The following is a 22,796-nucleotide window of genomic DNA, read 5'->3' as shown; positions in this document are numbered from 1 at the left end:
GCCCGTTCCGCCGGCTTCTCGCCCGGCTGCTCACGGAAGAGGGGTCAGCCGGCGGCCTTCTGCGCGCTGATCGCCTTCAGCGCCTGCACCAGACGGGCCAGCTTCGGCGCGAAGTTCGTCGCACAGCCGAACTTCAGGGACTTCCGCTTCTGGCCCGGCTCCAGGTTCTCGTTGTACTTCCTGGCCTGCTCGTCCTGGTTGAAGATGTGCATCGCATCGGTCGTCTTCGAGATGAGGTCCTCCCGAAGAGCGTCGTCGTCGATGATCGCCTGGACGGTGGCCCTGATCTCGGCGTCGGTCGGGAACTGGCCGTTGGCGGAACGGATCGGGGTACCCATGATCCCGCCCTTGACGTTCGTGGTGGTGATGCCCACCTCGGCGCCGTTCAGCAGGTTGATGTGCGCACCCCTCTTGCTGCACCAGTCGTCGTCCACGGGGGAGGCGTGCTTGATGCCGCAGAAGCGCTTCTTCTTGCCGCTCGCCTTGGCACTGGCACTGGCGCCGCCCTTGCCCGGAGCGGCCTTCGCGCTCCTGGCGCCGGGGCTCTGAGCGACGTCCGAGAACAGGTCGGCCGCGTCGAGGACACACTCACCGAGGTCGCCCTTGCGGTACTTCTCGATGATCTCCCTGAGGGACTTCAGCACCTTCTTGCCCCAGCGGGCCTTCTCGAAGAACTTGGCGACACCGCTGACCACGGACACGATCGCCTTCGTCACCGCCGGGAGCTTGCCGACGACCAGCACCAGGCTGCCCACGTCGACGAGCGACCAGAGGCAGCTCTCGATGTCTCCTTCGCCGAAGCAGCGCTTGACGTTGTTGACGCCGAGCACCTCGAGCAGGATCTCTCCGCCGTTCTCCCGCACCCAGTCGATGACGGACTTGTTGGCCGCCGCGAGAGCCTCGCGGAACTGGTCGACGCACTGCTGACTGCACTGCGCCCGCAGAATCGCCTCGTCGTCCGCGCTCAGACCCGGTTCGGTGGGGCCATCGGCCCCGGTGTCACCGGTCTCCATCGCGGCCTTGCGGGCCTCTTCGAGGCGCTTGCGCTCATCGGCCTCGGCCCGGTCGGCCGCCGAGTCGGCGTCCTTGGCCGCGCCGTCCGCGTTCTTCGCCGCGGTCTCGGCCGCGGTGGCGTCCTTCTCGGCCTTGGTGGCCGTGGCATCGGCGCTCGCCGCGTCCTTCTCCGCCGCACCGGCCGAGGCGCGGGCGCTCGCGGCGTCCCGCTCGGCGTCGGTGGCCTCGCGGTCGGCGGCGGCAGCCTCCGACTCGGCGTCCGTGGCGGCGAATCCCGCGTAGACGGCGTCGGTGCCTGCCTCCTGGTCGTACTTCTGGGCGGCGAGGTCGGCCTTCTTCGCGGCGGCGGCGTACTTCTCCGCCTCCGCTGCCGAGGCACGGGCGGCCGCGACGGACGCCAGCGCCTTGGCGGCGTCGGCAGCCGCCGCCGCGGCAGCCTGCGCCGCGATCTTGGCGTCACCGGCGGCCTTGTCGGCCAGGGCCTTCGCCGTGGCGGCCGCCCTGGCGGCCTCGTCCGACTTGGCCTTGGCCGCTGCCGCCTGCTGCTCGGCCATCGTCTTCGAGGTCTGCCCGACGAGTACCGCGAACGCCGCGGACGTGTCGGTCTCCTGATACGGCGTGCCGATCGTGATGGCCTCGTTCGCCGCCTTGGTGACCGCAGTCGCCGCGTCACGCGCGGCGGTGGCGGCCTGACCGGCGGCGAACGCGAACCCGGCCGTCTTGACGGCCCAGGCGGCCGTCTTGTCCGCCTCAGCCTTGGCCGCTGTCGCCTCCTTGCGCGCCTTGACCGCCGCTGCCTGGGCCTTCTTGGCCTCGGCCTCCGCGTTCTTGGCGTTGGTCCGGGCGGCGGCCGCGGCGTCGATGGCTTCCGCGGCCGCGGCGTGCGCGGTCGCGGCGGCCGCGTGCGTGGTCATGTATGCCGACCAGGCGTTGTCCGCCGCGGCCCGCGAGCGGGACGCCGCTCCCTGGGCCCGGGTGGCGGCCGCGCGTGCGTTCACCGCCGCGGTCGAGGCCTCGTTGGCCGCGGCCCGCGCGCGCGTGGCGGCCCCGGCCGCGTCGTTCGCCGCCCTGCGAGCCTCGGTCGCCGCCTCGCGGGCCTCTCCCGCTGCGGCCGTGCCTTCCGCTGCCGCGGCGGCCGCTTCCAGCGCCGCGGCGCGTGAGGCGGTCGCCTTCTTCTCGCGCTCGGCCTCGACAGCGGCGTCGCGAGCCAAGTAGGCCTCGGCCTCCGCCTCCTCGGCCTGATCACGCTTGGCCGCCGCGGTCGTACCCGCCGACTCGGCTGCCGTACGGGCCCGTCCCGCGGCTTCCCGTTCGCTCCCGGCCCGCTGCTCCGCGGCGGCCGCCTTCTCCCGCTCCTTCGTCGCGTTGGCGCGCTCCGCCGCCGCGATCCCCTTCTCCTTCTCGGCGATCCCGCGCTGCTTCTTCGCCTCCGCGGCACCCGCCTTGGCCGTCTGCTCCGCGGCCTCGGCCGTGCCCTGCGCGGTCTTCGCCTTCGCCGCGTTCGCCGCGGCTTCCTTGGCCTGCGCGTCCGCGGCCGCGGCGGCGGACTTGGCCTGGGCTGCGGCCTCCAGGGCCGCGGCCTTGCGGAATTCCGTGTTCAGCGCGTGCGACTGCGTCTTGGCGAGCGCCAGCAGCGCCTGGCTGTCGGCCACGGTCGCCTTGGCCGCGTTGGACGCGGTCAGCGCCGTCTTCGCCGCCGCCTGGGTCGCCGCGTACGAGGCCTTGGTGACCTGCACCGACTGCTGGGCGTACATCAGCCCGCGGCCGCGCGGCGTCTTGGCCGCGTCCGCGATGGCCCACGCCGCGCTCTGCGACGCGGTCGCCTTGTCGGCCGCGGCCTTGGCGGTGGCGACAGCCTTGTCGGCGATCGGGACCTGCGCCGCAGCGGCCTTGCGGGCGGCGGTCAGGTCGGCCGCGGCCTTGGTGAAGACCGCGGGCTTGGGACGCAGGATGCTGTCCTTGGGCTGACCCGCCCAGTACTTCTGGAAGTACAGGATCTGGTCCGCCTGCCACGCCTGCCGGATGGACTCCAGCATCGCCTCGGTGGCGACCCGGACCTCCTTGGACGTGGTGAGCTCGGCGGCGGCGATCTCCTGGCGCTGCTTGGTCTGCCCGGCGTACTCCGCCTCCCACTCGGAGTACGCGTCCACCACCACGCCCGTGAGCGCGCGGTAGTGGTCGACGGGGTTGTCACTGTCGCAGCCGGCCCAGGCCACCTTCAGGGACTCGACCTCCGCCCGGTGCTCCAGAGAGCCGGGTTCGGGCGCGGTCTTCAGGAAGCCGCCGAAGCGGAGCACACTCGCGACGTCGTTGGCCGAACCGGGACGTCCGCTCTCACCGTTGTTGAGTCCCACCACCGCGTCGCGGGCGAGCGGCTTGTAGTTCGTCTCCCAGGTGTCACCGGAGGTGTCGAAGGCGGCGATGACCTCCTTGGCCTTGTCCAGGGGAGCCTTGCCCGGCTTGGGCGTCGGGTCCTCGCCCGTCTTGTAGGAGAACTCCCGCTCCTTCGTGGCGAAGGCGAGGATGTCCCCGCCGAACTCCGGTGCGTGGTAGTCCCGCCCGCCGACGCTGTTGTCGTGCGCGTACGGCTTGTTCGTCTCGTTGAGCTCTCCTGACGAACGCGGAAGGCGTCACGGCGGGCTCTGGCCGCGTCCTCGTCGGCCGTCTGTGCCTCACCGAGAGGACCGAAGCCGAAGTGCCAGTCCTTCCAGGCGGCCTTGACGTCGGCGTCGGTGCCCGACAGCGCCGCGTTCGCCACGGCCTTCATCTCGGGACCGCCGTAGTGGACGGCCCGGGCCACCTGGCAGCGGTCCTTCCGGGCGTCCGCGCCCAGGCTGATCCGCAGCGTCCTCAGCCACGGGTCGGTCGGATTGTCCCCCGGTTCGTCCGCCTGGGCGGGTACGGCGTACACCAGGCCCATGAGGACCGAGGACGCGGTGACCAGAGCGGTCCCCGCGAACCCCTTCGTCCAGGCGCGTCTCGCGCGCCCGGGTTTGGGCAGCATGCTTCTTCGCACTTCTTCTCAGCCTGTCTTTTCGGCAAAAGGTCGGCCCAGGAAGGAAGTACGGACGGGAAACGGGCGGGAAGGCGGCGCCACCCCCCCGTGCCGACGACTGATCAGGCACGGTCGAACACGGTCAACATGCCCTCTGCGCAACCCTGTTGGGCGCTCGATCCCCCAGCCTTCCCCCCGAAGGCCAGGAGATCATTGCATATCGAACACAGCAGCGGAAGGACCCTCCGTATACGGGGGAGGGCGGGGCTTTCGGTGAAGGGGACGTGAACGAGCGAGGGCGGCGCGCCGGTTCCCGTGAACCGGCGCGCCGCCCTCGCTCGTGCCCGACGTGCGGGAAGGACCTCAGGCCTTCGACTCCCCGCCCAGGTGGTGCACCCGCACCATGTTCGTCGTGCCCGGCACGCCCGGAGGTGAGCCGGCGGTGATGATCATGATGTCGCCCTCGTTGTACCGCTGGAGCTTCAGCAGCTCCGCGTCCACCAGGTCCACCATCGCGTCGGTGTTGTCGACGTGCGGTGCGACATAGGACTCCACGCCCCAGCTCAGCGCGAGTTGGTTGCGCGTCGACTCGTCCGTCGTGAACGCCACGATCGGCTGCTCCGCGCGGTAGCGGGAGAGACGGCGGGCCGTGTCGCCGGACTTGGTGAAGGCGACCAGGGCCTTGCCGCCCAGGAAGTCCGCGATCTCGCAGGCCGCGCGGGCCACCGAGCCGCCCTGGGTGCGCGGCTTCTTGCCCGGGACCAGCGGCTGGAGGCCCTTGGAGATCAGTTCCTCCTCCGCGGCGACCACGATCTTCGACATCGTCTTGACCGTCTCGATCGGGTACGCGCCGACCGAGGACTCGGCGGAGAGCATCACCGCGTCCGCGCCGTCCAGGATCGCGTTCGCCACGTCGGACGCCTCGGCGCGCGTCGGGCGGGAGTTGGTGATCATCGACTCCATCATCTGGGTCGCCACGATCACCGGCTTGGCGTTGCGGCGGCACAGCTCGATGAGCCGCTTCTGCACCATCGGGACCCGCTCCAGCGGGTACTCGACGGCCAGGTCGCCGCGCGCGACCATCACGCCGTCGAACGCCATGACGACGTCCGCCATGTTCTCGACGGCCTGCGGCTTCTCCACCTTGGCGATGACGGGGACCCGTCGGCCCTCCTCGTCCATCACCTTGTGGACGTCCTTGACGTCGCTCGCGTCGCGGACGAAGGAGAGCGCGACCATGTCGCAGCCCATCCGCAGCGCGAAGCGCAGGTCCTCGATGTCCTTCTCGGACAGGGCCGGGACATTGACCGCCGCGCCGGGGAGGTTGATGCCCTTGTGGTCGGAGATGACACCGCCCTCGACGACGATGCTCTTCACCCGCGGGCCGGACACCTCGACCACGCGCAGTTCGACGTTGCCGTCGTTGATGAGGATCGGGTCGCCCTTGGAGACGTCGCCCGGCAGGCCCTTGTACGTGGTGCCGCAGATGGACTTGTCGCCGGCCACGTCCTCGGTGGTGATGACGAATTCGTCACCGCGGACCAGCTCGACCGGTCCCTCGGCGAAGGTCTCCAGACGGATCTTGGGGCCCTGGAGGTCGGCGAGCACGCCGACGGCGCGGCCGGTGTCCTCCGCGGCCTTGCGGACGCGGTGGTACCGCTCCTCGTGCTCGGAGTGGGTCCCGTGGCTCATGTTGAATCGGGCCACGTTCATACCGGCCTCGATGAGCAATTTCAGCTGCTCGTACGAGTCGACGGCGGGGCCCAGCGTGCAGACGATTTTGGAACGGCGCATAAGGCGGATCCTATCGGTTTGTTTCGACTCGGAATATTCCGTCTGGTGGAAAGTACAAATGGGCGGGACTCCGCTCAGGCGATACCTGGCGGGGAATCAGGGATTTCCCGTCCGGGAACCGCTCGTGACCAGGGCGAATGTCTGCTGCGCGATCTCCAGCTCCTCATCCGTCGGGACCACGGCCACCGCGACCCGCCCCTCGGACGCCGAAATAATCCGTGCCTCGTCGGAACGGACGGCGTTCCGCTCACGGTCGAGCGTCAGACCGAATCCCTCCATACCTGCCATGGCAGCCTCCCGCACCGGCGCCGCGTTCTCCCCGACCCCCGCCGTGAACGCGATCGCGTCCACCCGGCCGAGCACCGCGAAGTACGCGCCGATGTACTTCCTCAGACGATGGATGTAGATGTCGAAGGCGAGTTGCGCCCGCTCGTCCCCCTCGTCGATCCGGCGGCGGATCTCCCGCATGTCGTTGTCACCGCAGAGCCCCACCAGACCGCTCTTCTTGTTGAGCAGCTCGTCGATCTCGTCCGCCGACATCTCGGCGACCCGCATCAGATGGAAGGTGACCGCGGGGTCGATGTCACCGGAGCGGGTGCCCATGACCAGCCCTTCCAAAGGCGTCAGCCCCATCGAGGTGTCCACGCACCGGCCGCCGGCGACCGCCGAGGCGGACGCGCCGTTGCCCAGATGCAGCACGATGACGTTCACCTCGGACGGCTCCTTGCCCAGCAGCTCCGCCGTCCTGCGCGAGACGTACGCGTGGGAGGTGCCGTGGAAGCCGTAGCGGCGGATGCGATGGGCGTCCGCCGTCTCCACGTCGATGGCGTAGCGGGCCGCCGCCTCCGGCATCGTGGTGTGGAAGGCCGTGTCGAAGACCGCCACCTGCGGCAGGTCGGGACGCAGTGCCTGTGCCGTACGGATGCCGATGATGTTCGCCGGATTGTGCAGCGGCGCCACCGGAATGAGCCGCTCCACCTCCGCCAGCACGTTGTCGTCGATCACCGTCGGCTCGGTGAACCGCAGACCGCCGTGCACCACGCGGTGGCCGATCGCCGCCAGCTCGGGGGAGTCGAGCCCGAGACCGTCGGACGCCAGCTCGTCGGCGACCGCCTTCAGCGCCGCGCCGTGATCCGCGATGGGACCGGTGCGCTCGCGCTTCTCGCCGCCGACGAGCGGGGTGTGGACGAGCCGGGACGTCTCCTCGCCGATCCGTTCCACCAGTCCGGCGGCCAGCCGCGAACCGTCGTGCATGTCGAGCAGCTGGTACTTCACCGACGACGAGCCGGAGTTGAGGACGAGGACGCGGGTCGCGGTCACAGTCACGGAGCCTTCTGTGCGGGGGGCGGTCATACGGATGCGGGCCGGCCGGCCGGCGTGTCCGGCCCGCTCGGGGCAGGCTGCGCGGACGGCACGGGCTGGGCCGGCTGCCCGGACGGCACGGGCTGGGCCTGGATGGCCGTGATGGCCACCGTGTTCACGATGTCGCTGACAAGCGCGCCCCGCGACAGGTCGTTGACGGGCTTGCGCAGACCCTGGAGCACCGGTCCGACGGCCACGGCGCCGGCCGAACGCTGCACGGCCTTGTAGGTGTTGTTGCCCGTGTTGAGGTCCGGGAAGATCAGCACCGTCGCCTGGCCCGCCACCTCGGAGTCCGGCAGCTTCGTCGCCGCGACGGACGGCTCGACGGCCGCGTCGTACTGGATCGGGCCCTCGATCCTCAGCTCGGGCCGGCGTTCCCGCACCAGCTTGGTCGCCTCGCGCACCTTGTCCACGTCCGCCCCGGAGCCGGAGGTGCCCGTCGAGTACGACAGCATCGCGATCCGCGGGTCGACGCCGAAACGGGCCGCCGTCGCCGCCGACTGGACCGCGATGTCCGCGAGCTGTTCGGCGTCCGGGTCCGGGTTGACCGCGCAGTCCCCGTACACGAGCACCCGGTCGGCGAGGCACATGAAGAAGACGGACGAGACGATCGACGCTTCGGGCTTCGTCTTGATGATCTCGAAGGCCGGGCGGATGGTGGCGGCGGTGGAGTGCACCGAGCCCGAGACCATGCCGTCGGCCAGGCCCTCCTGCACCATCAGCGTGCCGAAGTAGTTCACGTCCGCGACGACGTCGTGCGCCAGCTCCACCGTCACGCCGCGGTGGGCACGCAGTTCGGCGTACCGCTCGGCGAAGGGCTGGCGGAGCTCGGAGGTGACCGGGTCGATCAGCTGGGTCGAGCTGAGGTCGATGCCCAGGTCGGCGGCCTTCTTGCGGATCACCTCCGTGTCACCGAGGAGGGTCAGGTCGCAGACGTCCCGGCGGATCAGGACGTCGGCCGCGCGCAGCACGCGCTCCTCGGCGCCCTCCGGCAGCACCACCCGGCGGCGGTCCGCGCGCGCCTGCTCCAGCAGTTCGTGCTCGAACATCATCGGCGTGACATGGCCGCTGCGCGCCACCGCGAGCCGGGCCAGCAGTTCGCCGGTGTCGACATGACGCTCGAACAGGCCGAGTGCCGTCTCCGCCTTGCGGGGCGTGGAGGCGTTCAACTTGCCTTCCAGCGCGAACAGTTCTGCGGCGGTGGGGAAACTGTTGCCGGCGACCGACACCACCGGGGTGCCGGGCGCGAGCCGGGAGGCGAGGGTGAGGACCGCGTCGCTGGGCCGCTCGTTGAGGGTGAGCAGCAGGCCGGCGATGGGCGGGGTACCGGCGGAGTGGGCGGCCAGCGCGCCCACCACCAGATCGGCACGGTCTCCGGGGGTCACCACCATGCAGCCGGGCGTCAGGGCGTTCAGGAAGTTCGGCAGCATCGCGCCGCCGAAGACGAAGTCGAGTGCGTCGCGCGCGAGCCCCGCGTCGTCGCCGAGCAGCACCGTGCCGCCGAGCGCGGAGGTGATCTGGGCGACGGTCGGCGCGGCGAGCGCCGGTTCGTCGGGCAGGACGTAGCAGGGGACGGGCAGGCGGGCCGCCAGTCGTTCGGCGATCTCCGCGCGCTCTTCCGGGGCGACCCGGTTGACGGCGACGGCGAGGACGTCGCAGCCCAGGGCCTCGTACGCGCGGTGGGCATTGCGCGTCTCGGCCCGTACGGACTCGGCGCTCTGGCCCTTGCCGCCGACGACCGCGATCACCGAGGCGCCGAACTCGTTGGCGAGCCGTGCGTTGATGGCGAGCTCGTCGGGGAGCTGGGTGGCCGCGAAGTCGGTGCCGAGGACGAGGACGACCTCGTACTCCCGCGCGACCCGGTGGAAGCGCTCGACGAGCTCGGAGACCAGCTCGTCGGTACCCCGCTCGGCCTGGAGGGCGGAGGCCTCGTGATAGTCCATGCCGTACACGGTCGCCGGGTCCTGCGACAGCCGGTAACGGGCCCGCAGCAGGTCGAACAGCCGGTCCGGGCCGTCGTGCAGCAGCGGGCGGAATACACCCACCCGGTCCACCTGGCGGGTGAGGAGTTCCATGACTCCCAGCTCGACGACCTGCCGGCCGTCCCCGCGGTCGATCCCGGTCACGTACACGCTGCGCGTCACGCGTGCTCTCCCGTCCATGCTCTCTGGGGTGCGAAAAAGGTCGGTACGAAGAAGGTGGTACGTACAAAAAAACCGCTGAGGGCGGCCTTTCCCTCTTGACAATACCTCCGTGGATGGTTAGGGCGCCCGGCGGACCGGGGGCGGTCGGAGGCGTCCTCGGCGAGGGCCGTACGCCGTGCCTCGGAGCAGCCGGGAGCGCGGGTTCTCCCCTGTCCGTGGAACAATCGAACGTGGGCTCACCTGTACCACTGACGAGCAGGAGACACAGCACGATGCGCATCGGAGTGCTCACCGCAGGGGGCGACTGCCCCGGACTGAACGCTGTGATCCGGTCGGTCGTGCACCGTGCCCTCACCTTCCACGGCGACGAAGTCATCGGCTTCGAGGACGGATTCAAGGGGCTCCTGGACGGCCACTACCGGCCGCTCGACCTCAACGCGGTCAGCGGCATCCTCGCCAGAGGCGGCACGATCCTCGGCTCCGCCCGTCTGGAGCGCGGCCGGCTCGCCGAAGCCTGCGAGAACGCACCGGAGTTGGCCCGGCAGCACGGCATCGACGCGCTCATCCCGATCGGCGGCGAAGGCACGCTCACCGCGTCCCGGATGCTCGCCGACGGCGGTATGCCCGTCGTCGGTGTGCCGAAGACGATCGACAACGACATCTCCGCCACCGACCGCACGTTCGGCTTCGACACCGCCGTGATGGTCGCCACCGAGGCCATCGACCGCCTCAAGACGACCGCCGAGTCGCACCAGCGGGTGATGGTCGTCGAGGTGATGGGCCGGCACGCCGGCTGGATCGCCCTGGAATCGGGCATGGCGGGCGGCGCCCACGGCATCTGCCTGCCGGAGCGGCCGTTCCAGATCGAGGACCTGGTGAAGATGGTCGAGGAGCGGTTCTCGCGGGGGAAGAAGTTCGCGGTCATCTGCGTCGCCGAAGGAGCGCACCCGGCCGAGGGCTCGATGGCCTACGGCAAGGGCGAGATCGACCAGTACGGCCACGAGCGCTTCCAGGGCATCGGCAACCGCCTCGCCGCGGAGCTGGAGCACCGGCTCGGCAAGGAGGCCAAGCCGGTCATCCTGGGCCACGTTCAGCGCGGCGGAACCCCGACGGCGTACGACCGGGTGCTCGCGACCCGCTTCGGCTGGCACGCGGTGGAGGCGGCACATCGCGGCGAGTACGGCATGATGACGGCGCTGCGCGGCACCGAGGTGAAGATGGTCCCACTGGCGGAGGCGGTGACCCGCCTCAAGACGGTCCCGGCGAACCGGATGCACGAGGCGGAGTCGGTGTTCTGACCGGCGGGGTGTCGGTCGTTGCGGTGGCGGGCGGGACCCCGCTCCCGGGCGCTTCCCTCCGGACGACCGGACGACCGGACGGCCGGGTGCACGGCTCAGCTCCGCGCCAGGTCCCAGAAGTGGTCGGCTATCCGGTCCAGGAACTCGCGGCCCGCGCTGCCCGTGTCCTCCGTCGTCGAGCCCCAGCTGAGCGTCGCCACCATCCGCGACTGGTAGGCGGCGTGGAGCTCCTCCAGTACCGCTTCGAGCTGGGGCCGTTCCAGCGGGACCAGTTTGGAGACCGGGCGGACATACGCCTGCCAGCGTGCCGCGACCGCGCTGCGCAGCAGCTCCGCGAGGTCCTCCTCGCGGCCGGTCGCGATCAGCAGTTCACGCGGGCCGAGTTGCAGGGCATCGGCGAGCGCGGCCGTCTGGCGTTCGGTGCCGCGCCAGCGGCCCGACTCCTCCATGCGCAGATAGCTGTCCGCGTCCACGCCGAGGCGTCGCGCCAGATCGGCCGGTGCGTACCCGTGCGCCAGCCGGTGCTCGCGCAGGCTGGAGGCCTCGGTGAGCAGGTCGTGCGGTGCGCACCACAACACCCCTGCCAGCGCGCCCAGTTCGCGGGCATCCGGGGCGAGCAGTCCGCGCTCCCAGGAGACCACCGTGTCCGGTGAGACCTGGAGCCCGTACTGGGCGCGGAGGCCGTACGCGACATGGCCGGGGGCCATGCCGAGGGCTTCGCGCAGCCGTCGGGCGGCGGGGGCGTTGAACGGGGGCGTGGGAGCGTGGTGCACGCGGCAACGCTAGAGGCCGGTGGGGCGTCGCGACTACGGTGCGTTCACCCAACGCCACCTGTCGTAGGAACGTCCGAGCTGATCGCTACCACTTGGTAACGTGCAGTGATCGTCGCCGGCGAAGACGGCTGGGGCGGCGGTCAGCCCTTGACCGCGCCGCCCAGTGCGAAGCCGCCTCCGAGCCGGCGCGAGATCAGGACGTACAGCACCAGCACCGGTGCCGAGTACAGGATCGAGAACGCCGCCAGCTGGCCGTAGATCACCGAGCCGTAGTTGCCGAAGAAGGTGAAGATCGAGACCGAGGCCGGCATCTGATCAGGCGTCAGGATCAGCATGAACGGAACGAAGAAGTTTCCCCAGAGCTGGATGAAGGTGTAGATCGTCACCACGGTCAGGCCCGGCCCCATCAGGGGCAGGACGACCCGGGACAGTGTCTGGAGGTTCGAGGCGCCGTCCGTCCACGCGGCCTCCTCCAGGACCATCGGGACACCGTCCATGAAGTTCTTCATCAGCCAGATGGAGAAGGGCAGTTGGGACGTGGCGAGGAACAGCCCCGTGCCGTACATCGTGTCGATCAGATTGACCTGCACGAACAGGCCGTAGACCGGCACCATCACCGCGGTGATCGGCAGACACGTGGTGAACAGGATCGTCAGCAGGAACGGGCGGTTGAAGCGCGAGCGGTGCCGGGAGAGCGGATACGCCGCGAGCGCCGCGCACACCACCGTCAGCAGCGTCGCCCCGCCGCACAGCAGCAGACTGTTCAGCATCGGCGTGAACGTGATCTCGTCGGTGAGCACCGCGTCGAAGTTGTCCCCGGTGAGCGACGACGGAACCCGCACCCGCAGGTCCGCGTTCGCGTCCACGGACGACAGCAGGAGCCACACCAGCGGGAGGGCGAACGCGGCAGCGGTCACCAGCAGTGCGGCGTTGGCGGCGAGCCGGGCGCGGGTGGACCGGCGCATCACACCTCCACCTTCATCAGACGCAGATAAACGATCGAGAACAGCGAGCCCACCAGCAGAAGCAGCAGGGCCACCGCGGTGCCGTAGCCGATCAGGCTCTTGAGGAAGGCCTGGTCGTACATGAACACCGGCAGCGTCTGGCTCCGGTTGCCCGGCCCGCCCCGGGTCATCGCCCAGATCAGCCCGAAGACGGAGAGCGTCGAGAGTGTGTTCAGCATCAGATTGGTGCCGATGGAACGGCGGATCATCGGCAGGGTGATGTGCCAGACCCGCCGCGGCCCGCTCGCCCCGTCGACCTCGGCGGCCTCGACGACGTCCCGCGGGATCTCGGAGAGCGCCGCCGAGTAGATCAGCATCGAGAACGCGGTGCCGCGCCAGACGTTGGCGAAGGACACGGCGAGGATGGGCAGGGTGAACAGCCAGTTCTGGGACGGCAGATGGCGCCAGTCGAGCAGGGCGTTCAGCGTCCCCTCCCGGCGGAAGAACGTGTACAGCAGGAACGCGGCGACGATCTCCGGCAGCACCCAGGCGGTGATCACCAGCGTGCCGGTGACGGTTCTGACCGGGCGCGACGCGGCCCGCATCAGGCCGGCCAGCGCCAGACCCAGGGTGTTCTGCCCCACCACCGCCGAGACGAAGGTGAAGACCAGGGTGAGCCAGACGGCGTTGCGGAAGTCGTCGTCCGCGAAGGCCCGGCGGAAGTTGTCCAGGCCCACGAAGTCGGCACCCGAGGCACCGGTCAACTGGGTGTCGGTGAAGGCGATCCAGACGCAGTAGCCGATGGGACCGGCCAGGAAGAGCAGCAGCAGGAGGGTGGCGGGGGCGATGGGCAGCCACCGCCACACCCCTCCTCTCGTCGTGCTCACCTGCTGATGACCGCGCCGTCGACGGCGGTCTTCAGCTGCTCGTCGTACGCCTTCGCCGCCTCCGCGGCCGAGGCGTCACCCGTCGTCACCTTCTCCATGGCCTCACCGATGGCGGTGGAGACCTGCGGATAGACGGGCAGCGCGGGACGGTAGTGCGTGTACTGCACGAGCCCGGTGAAGAACTCGATGCCCGGCATGGACTTCAGATACTTCGGGTCGGCCGCCACGTCCTTGCGTACGGCGATCTGCGCGGCCACCACGCACCACTGCGTCGCGTTCTCGGCCGTCTGGAGCGTCTTGATGAACTCGAAGGCCAGATCGGCGTTGTCCGCCTTCTGCGGGATCGACCATGCCCAGCCGCCGGACATGGACACCTTGCCGGGCGCCTGTCCGTTCTGGGTGGGCATCGGGGTCTGGGCGAGGTCCTTGCTCCAGTCCGGCCACTCCTTGGGTCCCTTGTTGATCCAGTTCTGGCCCATCCAGGAGCCGTCGAGCGAGATCGCGAGCTTGCCCTCGGGGAACCACTCGGTGGCGACCCGCGTGCCGACGTTGGGGTCGAGCGCGTCGGAGACGTCGGGGCCGAGCTTCTCCGCGTAGACCGTGCGGACGAAGTCGAGCGAGTCCCGGAAGCCCTTGGTGCCGGTGACCCACTTCTTGGCCGATTCGTCGTAGAGCGGATCGGCCCCGGTGCCGTACAGCAGCATCTCGAAGCCCTGCATCACGGCCGCCTCACCGGGCCCCTTGCCGGTGTACACGTTCAGCGGGATGACGCCGGGGACCTTCTGCTTGACGGTGCGGGCCGCGTCCAGGACCTCGGCCCAGTTCTTCGGCTGCCAGTCGGCCGGCAGACCCGCCTTGGCGAAGATCGCCTTGTTGAACCAGAGGCCGCGGGTGTCGGTGCCGTCCGGGATGCCGTACGTCTTGCCGTCCTCGGCCTTGGCCGCCGCCTTCGCCGTGTCGACGAACTGGCCCCACTGGTCCCACTGAGGCAGATAGGAGTCCAGCGGCTTCAAGTACCCGGCCTTGATGTCCGAGTTGATGCGAAAGGTGTCCTCGTAGACCAGGTCGGGCGCGGTCTTGGGGGAACGCATCATCTGCTGCGCCTTGGTGGCGTAGTCGTTGTCCGGGGCCTGGATCGGGACGAGTTCGACCTTCTTGCCCGGGTGCTCCTTCTCGAACTGCTTCTTCGCCGCTTCGAGATGCTGGTCCTTGAAGCGGATCTTGTTGTCCGTCGAGCGGTTGTAGACGACCTTCACGGTGTCGGGGTCGCTGCCCGAACCGTTGCCGCAGGCGGTGAGCGTCGCCGCGGCGAGAGCGGTGACGGCGGTGACGAGGATCAGTGGGGCGTTGGGGCGCACGGGCACGACCTCCTCTGAGCCGGAGTCCGGGCCGAGGGCCCAGGGGGCTGCCGTGACCGTAGGACCGGCTCGCTGACAAGGTCAATGCCCGTGCAGAGCAAGGTCGTTGAACGGGGCAACGATGTGTGCTTTGCGTGGGTACGGCCGCCGTCACCGGGTGGCGGGTCGGGCGGCCGTACGCAACGGCGTCGTCAGCGCAGCGCGCTGAACGCGGCCCGTACCTCCCTGGCGAAGAGCTCCGGCTCCTCCCAGGCGGCGAAGTGGCCGCCCTTGTCGACCTCGTTGAAGTACGCGACGCCCGGGTAGACCGTCTCCACCCAGCTGCGCGGGGCGGCCCAGATCTCGCCGGGGAAGGTCGTGAAGCCGACCGGCACCGTGACCGGGGGAGGAGCCGCACCGCCCGCGATCTCCCGTCCGAACTCCCAGTACCACCGGGCGGATGAGGCACCGGTGCCCGTCAGCCAGTACATCGTGATGTTGTCGACGATGTTCTTGCGGGTCAGATTGCCCACGGGCTCTCGGTCGACGAACGCGCGGGAGATCTTGTAGTAGCTGTCCGTGTCGTGATCGAGCATCCACGCGGCCAGCCCGATGGGTGAATCCAGCAGGGAGTACCCGATCGTCTGCGGCCGGGTGGTCTGCTCCAGGAAGTAGGCGAAGCCGTCCGTCGTGAACGTGTTGAGCGCGTCGAACGCCGTGCGTTCCTGCTCGGACTCCACCGGCAGGTGATCCTTGATGCCGAGCGCTCCGGCGAGCAGGTTCACATGGATGCCGAGCAGTCCCGCGGGGCCCTGGCGGCCCATCGCGTCGGTGACCGCGGCGCCGACATCTCCTCCCTGGGCGACGTAGCGCGTGTAGCCGAGGCGGTTCATGAGTTCCGCCCACGCCTGCGCCATGCGCCCGTTGCCCCAGCCGAGTTCGCCCGGCTCGCCCGAGAAGCCGTAGCCGGGCAGGGACGGCAGCACCAGATGGAACGCGTCCTCCGGGGAGCCGCCGTGCGCGGTCGGGTCGGTCAGCGGACCGATGGTGTCCAGCAGTTCGACGACGGAGCCGGGCCAGCCGTGCGTCATGATCAGCGGCAGCGCGTTCTCGTGCGGCGACCTGACGTGGAGGAAGTGGATCTCGACCCCGTCGATCTCCGTCATGAACTGCGGCAGCGAGTCCAGCCTCGCCTCGCACTTGCGCCAGTCGTACTCGGTCATCCAGTAGCGGGCGAGCGCCTGAACCGTCGCCAGCTGCACTCCCTGTGACCGGTCGGTGACGAGCTCTTTCGAAGGCCAGCGCGTCGCCTCGATCCGGCGTCGCAGCTCGGTGATCTGGTTCTCCGGAACCTCGATCCGGAAGGGGTGGATGTCGGTTGATTCGGCCGTGAGTGACATGACGGCGCTCCTCGGTGTGCTGACGTTGGAAATCCTCGACCCTCACGTCAGCGCGTCGCGCCCGTGCCACCCCGGTTCACTCCCTGGTCTGCGCGTACTCGCGCCGACCCTCGTCAGGCTACTCCTGCGGGGGGTCCGGGACGAATCGTGCGAACGGCGCGGATCGGACCTGGGATGCTCCGCGCGTGGCGCGCCGCGCGCCGGTCTACGGGGTGTACCGGCACGGTCGTTGACCGGCGCACCGGCCTGCGCCGTGCGGTGCCACGAGCCGCCGTCAGTGAGTCGCGGGGAGCCAGCGGTACTGGAGTTCCGGCCGGCCGATCTGCCCGTACTGCGGGCTGCGCGCCGCCCGTCCCGCGGTGACCAGATGTTCCAGGTAGCGACGCGCGGTGATCCGGGAGATGCCGACGGCCGTGCCCGCCTCGGCGGCCGTCAGCCCCTCCGGCGCGTCACGCAGCGACCGGGTGACCGCCTCCAGCGTCGGGCCGCTCAGCCCTTTGGGCAGTCCACCGCCCTGCGGGGCGCGCAGCGCGCCGAGAGCGCGGTCCACCTCGTCCTGGCCGCTCGCCTCACCGGCCGCCGCGCGGAACTCCGCGTACCGGCCGAGGCGGTCGCGCAGGGTCGCGAAGGTGAACGGCTTCAGGACGTACTGGACCACCCCGAGGGACACGCCCTCCCGCACCATCGCGAGGTCGCGGGCCGATGTCACCGCGATGACGTCCGCGGAGTGACCCGCGGCGCGCAGCGACCGTACGAGCTGGAGGCCGTGTCCGTCGGGCAGATAGAGGTCGAGCAGCAGCAGATCGACCTCGGTCCGCTCCAGCGCCCGGACCGCCTCCGCGCGCGAGTGCGCCACGCCCGACACCGTGAAACCGGCGACGCGGCCCACATAGAGGGCATGCGCGTCGGCGGCCACCGGGTCGTCCTCGACGACCAGCACTCTGATGGGATCCCCGCTCACGCCGGCACCCCCGCGCCCTCCAGCGGCAGCCGTACGGTGAAGTCGGCTCCTCCGTCCGGGCCCTTCGCCAGGACCACCGTGCCCCGGCTGCGGTGCACCGTCTGCCGGACGATCGCGAGACCCAGTCCCCGTCCCGATCCGTGGGTGGACCAGCCGCTGCGGAACACCTCGTCCGCGGACGCCGGGTCGATTCCCGCGCCCGTGTCGTGCACACGGATGAGCAGCTCGTCCCGGTCGGCCCGGGCGACGACGGTGACGCGGGCCCGCCCCGGATGACCGGCGGGCTGCGGTCCGCCCTCGCGGCCGGCGGCTGCCTCGGACGCCGCGTCCACCGCGTTGTCGATCAGATTGCCGAGGATCGTCACCAGGTCGCGGGAGGGCAGCGAGGGCGGCAGGACGCCGTCGTCGATGCGGCTGTCCTGGGCCAGCACCAGCTCCACGCCCCGCTCGTTCGCCTGCGCCGCCTTGCCCAGGAGAAGCGCGGCCAGCACCGGTTCGCCGACCGCGCCGACCACGCGGTCGGTGAGCACTTGGGCCAGTTCCAGTTCGGCGGTGGCGAAGTCGACGGCGTCGTCGACCCGGCCGAGTTCGATGAGCGAGACGACGGTGTGCAGCCGGTTGGCCGCCTCGTGCGCCTGGGAGCGCAGGGCCTGGGTGAAGCCGCGCTCGGAGTCCAACTCGCCGGCCAGGGCCTGGAGCTCGGTGTGGTCGCGCAGGGTGACCACCGTGCCGCGCTGTTCGCCGCCGACGACCGGGCTGGTGTTCACCACGACGACCCGGTCGCCCGTCAGATGCACCTCGTCGACGCGGGGCTCGGACGCCAGCAGCGCGCCGGTGAGCGGAGTCGGCAGGCCCAGCTCGGCGACCGGCCGGCCCACCGCGTTCTCGTCGAGGCCGAGCAGTTCCCGGGCCCCGTCGTTGCACAGGGCGATCCGGCGCTGCCCGTCGAGCATCAGCAGCCCCTCACGCACCGCGTGCAGCGCGGCCTCGTGGTAGTCGTGCATCCGGCTCAGCTCGGCCGCGTTCATCCCGTGCGTGTGCCGCCGCAGCCGGGTGGTGATCACATACGTCCCCAGACCGCCGAGCGCCAGTGCCCCGCCCGCCATGGCCAGCAGCGCCACGACCTGCTTGCTGACCTGCTCGCTGATCTTCTGGATGGTGATGCCGGCGCTGACGAGCCCGACGATCTCCCCGCGGTCGATGACGGGCACCACGGTCCGTATCGAGGAGCCGAGCACACCCACGTACCGCTCGCTGTGGATCTCGCCCCGCAGCGCCTGCTCGGTGTGGCCGAGATACGTCCTGCCGATCTCGCCCGGCTCGGGGTGCGTCCACCGCGTGCCGTTCGGAGCCATGATCACGATGAAGTCCACACCGGCGTCGCGGCGCAGGCCCTCCGCGTACGGCTGGAGCGTCGCCGACGGGTTCGCGGACCGCGCGGCCGCGATGACCGACGGCGATTCCGCCACCGCGGCCGCCGTGGCCCTCGACTGGAGGCGCGCGGTCTCCTCGGCCTGGGAGCTGTCCTTGAGGTAGGTGAACAGGGCGCAGCCGGCCACGATCGCGGCCACCAGGACGACCTGCATCGCGAAGAGCTGGCCCGCGAGGCTGCGCGGGCGGGGTATGCGCATGGGCCCATATTGCCTGGCCGGATTTGTATGAACGAAACGAACGCAAGGGTGACCGGCATCACAGGGTGGTGGATGCTCACGGCAATCCATAGGGACATGGACCGGTAACAAGGAGGAAACCCGTGGCTGCTGGAGCCGTCAGGCGGGACCGCACGCACTATCTCTACATCGCCGTGATCGTCGCGGTCGTACTCGGTATCGCCGTGGGGTTGGCCGCCCCCGAGTTCGCCACTGAGCTCAAGCCACTCGGTACCGGTTTCGTGAACCTGATCAAGATGATGATTTCGCCGATCATCTTCTGCACGATCGTGCTGGGCATCGGTTCGGTACGCAAAGCCGCCAAGGTCGGTGCCGTCGGCGGCATCGCGCTCGGCTATTTCATGGTCATGTCGCTCGTGGCTCTCGCCATCGGCCTGGTCGTCGGCAACATCCTCAACCCGGGTGACGGGCTGGCGGTGACCGACGCGGTCAAGGAGGCCGGCCAGGGCCAGGTCGGCGAGGAGGCCAAGGACACGGTCGAGTTCCTGCTCGGGATCATCCCGACGACGATCGTCTCCGCCTTCACCTCGGGCGAGGTCCTGCAGACGCTGCTCGTCGCGCTGCTGGCAGGGTTCGCCCTCCAGGCGATGGGCTCGGTCGGTGAGCCGGTGCTGCGCGGTGTCGAGCACATTCAGCGCCTCGTCTTCCGCATCCTCGCCATGGTGATGTGGGCCGCGCCGATCGGCGCCTTCGGTGCGATCGCCGCCGTCACCGGCTCGGCCGGTCTGGACGCCCTGAAGAGCCTCGCCGTGCTGATGCTCGGCTTCTACGTCACCTGTTTCCTGTTCATCTTCGTGGTGCTGGGTGCGCTGCTGCGTGTCGTGGCGGGCCTCAACATCCTCACGCTGCTGAAGTACCTGGGCCGCGAGTTCCTGCTGATCCTCTCCACCTCCTCCTCCGAGTCCGCGCTTCCGCGGCTCATCGCCAAGATGGAGCACCTGGGCATCAGCAAGCCGGTCGTCGGCATCACCGTCCCGACCGGTTACTCCTTCAACCTCGACGGCACCATGATCTACATGACCATGGCGTCGCTCTTCATCGCCGAGACGATGGGCGACCCGATGTCGATCGGGGAGCAGATCCCGCTTCTCCTCTTCCTGTTCGTCGCCTCCAAGGGCGCGGCCGGCGTCAGCGGCGCCGGTCTGGCCACCCTGGCCGGCGGTCTGCAGTCGCACCGGCCGGAGCTGGTCGACGGCGTCGGCCTGATCGTCGGTATCGACCGCTTCATGAGCGAGGCGCGCGCGCTGACCAACTTCGCGGGCAACGCGGTCGCGACGGTGCTCATCGGCACCTGGACGAAGGAGATCGACAAGGTGCGGGTCGACGAGGTGCTCGCCGGACGGATCCCGTTCGACGAGCAGACACTGCTCGACGACGGCCACGGCGCTCCCGCCGACGACGCCGACGGCGTCCGCCTGGTCAAGGGTTCCGCGTCCGGCGCGACGGTCGTCGGCCAGGAACCCCGGGACGGGGAAGGGGCCGTCTCCAAGGTCTAGGGACGCTCCCTCTCTCCCCACGGCGGTACGCCGACTTCCCCGTGATTCCACCTGGCGGCGTACCGCCGGTTCCCCGGGCCCCTGAGGGCGCCCGGGGAACCGTCGTTTCCGCCCGTCACCGGGCTGTCCCTGCTGTCCCTGCTGTCACTGCTGGATCGGATGGCCGTCGGTCCCGCAGATGTAGCCGGCCACGATGCAGTCGGCGACGCGGCGCTTCAGCTCGGAGTCGTTCCACGCGTTGAAGAAGTCCCCGTGGAAGGTGTAACCCGGCTGGTCCGTGACGTTGGTCCCGTTCCTGGTGCCGGCGAGTGTCAGCCCGCCGCCGTTCACCGGCCAGGTGATCAGCAGCTCCAGGCGCGGCACGACGACCGGATGCGAGGCCGGACAGGTCTGTCCGGCCGCGTACGCCATGTGGTCGCGGTGGTTGGTGCTGTCCAGGTTCCGCCCGTCCCAGCAGGTGGGGAAGTCCAGATAGTTCTCCAGCTTCGTGCCGGGCGGGCAGTTCACGAAGTCCCGGCCGGACTCCGGCCGGCCCACGCACGACCAGCGTGCGGCGGGATTCTGGTCGGGCGAGGTCGCGGTGGCGTTGCCGACCACGTACCGCAGGCCGCGGGGATGCGCGACGGCACGGGTGTGGTCGGTGATGCCCTGGTAGTAGACGGTGACCCGCTCGGGGGCCACGGGAGCTCCGTTCTTGTAGAGGGTGGGCGTCCAGTACGAGGAGAGGTCCACCGACGGCGAGCAGTTGGTGGTGCCGGCGGCCAGCGACTGGAGCGTCGAGGACGCGTTTGCCGTCCGGTTCCCGTAGAACTCGTGGATGTGCGAGCGGTCCGCCTCGCCGGGGAAGACGATCGGGTCGTCACCCCGGCGATGGCTGGAGAAGCACTCCGCGCGGAACTCGCTCCCGCGCAGGGGTGCCGCCGCCTGCGCGATGATGGCGGCCGCCTGCGCCGGGCTGAAGGTGTGGTCGTGTGCTGTGTGGCCGGCGCGCGCGTGGCCCGGCGCACCGTGGCCGTCCGCGGAGCCGGACGCCGGTGAGTGGTTGCCCGCGGTGACCCAGCCCGCTGTGATCAGGAAGATCACGGCGGCCGTGCTCGCGAGCAGTCGGCGGAGCATGGGGTCCCTCCTGTCGTCTTCTCGAGCCGCCGTGTCAGTCGAACGGGATGCGGACGACGGACTGGTTGCCGACGCCCACCGTGCTCGCGCCGTTGCCGATGGCGTTCCAGACCTCGACGCGGACCCGTCCGTTGCTCAGATCGCCGAGTGCGCCCGTCGCCGACTTGAGGCCCTTCGCCTGGGTGTAGTGCTCGTAACCCGGCACGGGGTCCGTGGCGAAGTAGTGGTACGTCTCCGTCCGGTCCCAGCTGCCGTCGCCCGTCCGGTCGTAACTCACCCTGACCTGCTGCCCGTTGGCGACCGTCGATCCGGAGTCGGTGAACAGGTCGAACTGGGTGGCTCCGCCGTTGTATCGGCGGGTGATGCCGGACGAGGTGAAGACCTGCGGATTGTGCGGGGTGCCGTCGTAGTTGGCGCCGCCCGCCGAGGAGACGCTCACCGAGCCGGCCGATGCGGTGGCGTCGCCCGCGCCGCCTCCCGTCCGCAGATACAACTGCGAGGAACCGGACGGCGGCGGGGTGGTGGGCGGGGGCGTCGTGCCGCCGCCGCGGGTCCAGACCGCGACGTAGTCGACGAGCATGGGGCGGCCGGGCACGGTGGCTGCCGTCGGGGTCCCGGTGCCCGCGACACCGTTGGGGAAGGCGCCGCCCATGGCGACGTTGAGCAGGATGAAGTACCCGGCGTGGTCGGTCATATTGGCCCAGGTGCCCGCGTCGAAACGGTCCTGGCTGATGCTGTGGAAGAGCTGGCCGTCCACGTACCAGCGCAGTTGGTTGGGGGAGACGGACCGGTCCCACTCGAAGCGGTAGGTGTGGAAGGCCGACTGGCAGGAGGCGCCGGGGCAGGCGCGGCTGGCGCCGATGCCGTTGGTCTCGTTGCAGGGGCCGCCGGGGTTCACACCGCAGTGCAGCACGGCCCACACCGAGTTGATGCCGTTGACGTTCTCCATGATGTCGAACTCACCGATGGCCGGCCAGTTCCAGTAGTTGCCCCGGTAGGGGGCGCCGAGGGCCCAGAAGGCGGGCCAGTAACCGAGCGCGGCCTGGCCGGTGACGTTCGGCATCTGGATACGGCCCTCGATGCGCAGGGTGCCGCCGGCCGGGGCCTTGAAGTCGGCGCGCCTGGTCTCGATGCGGCCGGACGTCCAGTTGCCGGCGCCGTCCCTGAGCGGGGTGATCCGCAGGTTTCCGCTGCCGTCGAGACTGAGGTTGTCCGGGTTGGCGGTGTAGTTCTGGATCTCGCCGGTGCCCCAGTTGCCGGGGCCGCCGGGGTAGCCGTGGCCGAGGTCGATCTGCCAGTCGGCGGACGAGGGCAGCGTGCGGTTGGCGCCGTTGAAGTCGTCGCTCCACTGGAGATTCCAGCCGGGCGTGGGGGGAACGTCACCGCGCGCCTGTCCGGCGCCGGTGACGCCGACGAAGCCGGCGAGGGCGACGGCGAGGGCCACGACGACGGTGAGCAGGGGGGTGCGTCTGATGCGGCTCGTACTCACGGAACACCTCCGGGAGGATGGTGCCAAGGGTGTGTGAGAGCGCTCTCAGATAGTTTTGTAGTTGGAGCCGGTGGAGGCGTCAATGGCTCGGCATCGTCGACTTCCTGAAGGGACAG

The 22,796-nt window shown here is 70.1% G+C and carries 16 protein-coding genes; 2 read left to right on the top strand and 14 right to left on the bottom strand.

Annotated features, from left to right (window positions below):
- Positions 1–44: 44 nt before the first annotated feature.
- The 5 genes from RPQ07_RS11505 to pta form a co-directional block, all read right to left on the bottom strand.
- Positions 45–3,368 (bottom strand): hypothetical protein, encoded by a 3,324-nt coding sequence (locus RPQ07_RS11505; RefSeq protein WP_313944014.1) that lies wholly within the window; start codon positions 3,366–3,368, stop codon positions 45–47.
- Positions 3,287–3,781, bottom strand: a complete 495-nt coding sequence (locus RPQ07_RS11500; protein WP_313948863.1) for a hypothetical protein — start codon at positions 3,779–3,781, stop codon at positions 3,287–3,289. The genes RPQ07_RS11505 and RPQ07_RS11500 overlap by 82 nt, the downstream gene beginning before the upstream one ends.
- 591 nt (positions 3,782–4,372) lie before the next feature.
- Positions 4,373–5,803 (bottom strand): pyruvate kinase, encoded by a 1,431-nt coding sequence (gene pyk, locus RPQ07_RS11495; protein WP_313944013.1) that lies wholly within the window; start codon positions 5,801–5,803, stop codon positions 4,373–4,375.
- Positions 5,804–5,899: 96 nt separating this feature from the next.
- The gene (locus tag RPQ07_RS11490) at positions 5,900–7,156 is read right to left on the bottom strand and encodes an acetate kinase (RefSeq protein ID WP_313944012.1); all 1,257 of its coding nucleotides are present in this window, start codon (positions 7,154–7,156) and stop codon (positions 5,900–5,902) included.
- On the bottom strand, positions 7,153–9,309 hold the full coding sequence (gene pta, locus RPQ07_RS11485) for a phosphate acetyltransferase (RefSeq protein WP_313944011.1): 2,157 nt from the start codon (positions 9,307–9,309) through the stop codon (positions 7,153–7,155). Before pta ends, RPQ07_RS11490 begins: the two co-directional genes overlap by 4 nt.
- Positions 9,310–9,581: 272 nt before the next feature.
- On the opposite strand from pta, the gene RPQ07_RS11480 reads away from it, so the two are divergent.
- The gene (locus RPQ07_RS11480; RefSeq protein WP_313944010.1) at positions 9,582–10,607 is read left to right on the top strand and encodes an ATP-dependent 6-phosphofructokinase; all 1,026 of its coding nucleotides are present in this window, start codon (positions 9,582–9,584) and stop codon (positions 10,605–10,607) included.
- Positions 10,608–10,702: 95 nt separating this feature from the next.
- Here the strand turns inward: RPQ07_RS11480 and RPQ07_RS11475 are convergent, their stop codons facing one another.
- From RPQ07_RS11475 to RPQ07_RS11445, 7 genes are all read right to left on the bottom strand, one after another.
- Positions 10,703–11,314 carry a helix-turn-helix domain-containing protein gene (locus RPQ07_RS11475; protein WP_413777833.1) on the bottom strand — a complete coding sequence of 204 codons (612 nt, stop codon included), beginning with the start codon at positions 11,312–11,314 and terminating at the stop codon, positions 10,703–10,705.
- Positions 11,315–11,520: 206 nt separating this feature from the next.
- Complete coding sequence (locus RPQ07_RS11470; protein WP_313944008.1) at positions 11,521–12,345, bottom strand: carbohydrate ABC transporter permease; 825 nt, start codon at positions 12,343–12,345, stop codon at positions 11,521–11,523.
- Entirely contained in the window at positions 12,345–13,211 is an 867-nt protein-coding gene (locus RPQ07_RS11465; protein ID WP_313944007.1) for a sugar ABC transporter permease, read from the bottom strand. The genes RPQ07_RS11470 and RPQ07_RS11465 overlap by 1 nt, the downstream gene beginning before the upstream one ends.
- On the bottom strand, positions 13,208–14,575 hold the full coding sequence (locus RPQ07_RS11460; RefSeq protein WP_413777728.1) for an extracellular solute-binding protein: 1,368 nt from the start codon (positions 14,573–14,575) through the stop codon (positions 13,208–13,210). Before RPQ07_RS11460 ends, RPQ07_RS11465 begins: the two co-directional genes overlap by 4 nt.
- A gap of 185 nt (positions 14,576–14,760) precedes the next feature.
- A complete protein-coding gene (locus RPQ07_RS11455) occupies positions 14,761–15,948 on the bottom strand; it encodes an epoxide hydrolase (RefSeq protein WP_313944005.1) in 1,188 nt (395 codons plus the stop codon).
- Between the two features lie 274 nt (positions 15,949–16,222).
- Positions 16,223–16,909: a response regulator gene (locus RPQ07_RS11450; protein WP_313944004.1), complete on the bottom strand. Its 687-nt coding sequence runs from the start codon at positions 16,907–16,909 to the stop codon at positions 16,223–16,225.
- Entirely contained in the window at positions 16,906–18,540 is a 1,635-nt protein-coding gene (locus RPQ07_RS11445; RefSeq protein ID WP_313944003.1) for an ATP-binding protein, read from the bottom strand. Before RPQ07_RS11445 ends, RPQ07_RS11450 begins: the two co-directional genes overlap by 4 nt.
- A gap of 122 nt (positions 18,541–18,662) precedes the next feature.
- Between RPQ07_RS11445 and RPQ07_RS11440 the strand changes: the two genes are divergently transcribed.
- Entirely contained in the window at positions 18,663–20,075 is a 1,413-nt protein-coding gene (locus RPQ07_RS11440) for a cation:dicarboxylate symporter family transporter (RefSeq protein ID WP_313944002.1), read from the top strand.
- Positions 20,076–20,219: 144 nt separating this feature from the next.
- Here RPQ07_RS11440 and RPQ07_RS11435 read toward each other — a convergent pair whose 3' ends face one another.
- On the bottom strand, positions 20,220–21,191 hold the full coding sequence (locus tag RPQ07_RS11435) for a DUF1996 domain-containing protein (RefSeq protein WP_313944001.1): 972 nt from the start codon (positions 21,189–21,191) through the stop codon (positions 20,220–20,222).
- 34 nt (positions 21,192–21,225) lie between these two features.
- The gene (locus RPQ07_RS11430) at positions 21,226–22,680 is read right to left on the bottom strand and encodes a glycoside hydrolase family 16 protein (protein WP_313944000.1); all 1,455 of its coding nucleotides are present in this window, start codon (positions 22,678–22,680) and stop codon (positions 21,226–21,228) included.
- Positions 22,681–22,796: the final 116 nt, after the last annotated feature.

Origin of the sequence: Streptomyces sp. AM8-1-1 (assembly GCF_032229325.1) — a bacterium.
In the GTDB taxonomy this organism is placed as follows: domain Bacteria; phylum Actinomycetota; class Actinomycetes; order Streptomycetales; family Streptomycetaceae; genus Streptomyces; species Streptomyces achmelvichensis.
This window is presented reverse-complemented; position numbering and strand designations above follow the sequence as displayed.

Excerpts from the sequence above, each read along its gene's own strand:
- RPQ07_RS11500 (WP_313948863.1), bottom strand. The coding sequence starts at position 3,781 with ATGAAGGCCGTGGCGAACGCGGCGCTGTCGGGCACCGACGCCGACGTC.
- RPQ07_RS11480 (WP_313944010.1), top strand. The coding sequence starts at position 9,582 with ATGCGCATCGGAGTGCTCACCGCAGGGGGCGACTGCCCCGGACTGAAC.
- RPQ07_RS11470 (WP_313944008.1), bottom strand. The coding sequence starts at position 12,345 with ATGCGCCGGTCCACCCGCGCCCGGCTCGCCGCCAACGCCGCACTGCTG.
- RPQ07_RS11475 (WP_413777833.1), bottom strand. The coding sequence starts at position 11,314 with ATGGCCCCCGGCCATGTCGCGTACGGCCTCCGCGCCCAGTACGGGCTC.
- RPQ07_RS11490 (WP_313944012.1), bottom strand. The coding sequence starts at position 7,156 with ATGACCGCCCCCCGCACAGAAGGCTCCGTGACTGTGACCGCGACCCGC.
- pyk (WP_313944013.1), bottom strand. The coding sequence starts at position 5,803 with ATGCGCCGTTCCAAAATCGTCTGCACGCTGGGCCCCGCCGTCGACTCG.
- RPQ07_RS11445 (WP_313944003.1), bottom strand. The coding sequence starts at position 18,540 with ATGCGCATACCCCGCCCGCGCAGCCTCGCGGGCCAGCTCTTCGCGATG.
- RPQ07_RS11455 (WP_313944005.1), bottom strand. The coding sequence starts at position 15,948 with ATGTCACTCACGGCCGAATCAACCGACATCCACCCCTTCCGGATCGAG.
- RPQ07_RS11435 (WP_313944001.1), bottom strand. The coding sequence starts at position 21,191 with ATGCTCCGCCGACTGCTCGCGAGCACGGCCGCCGTGATCTTCCTGATC.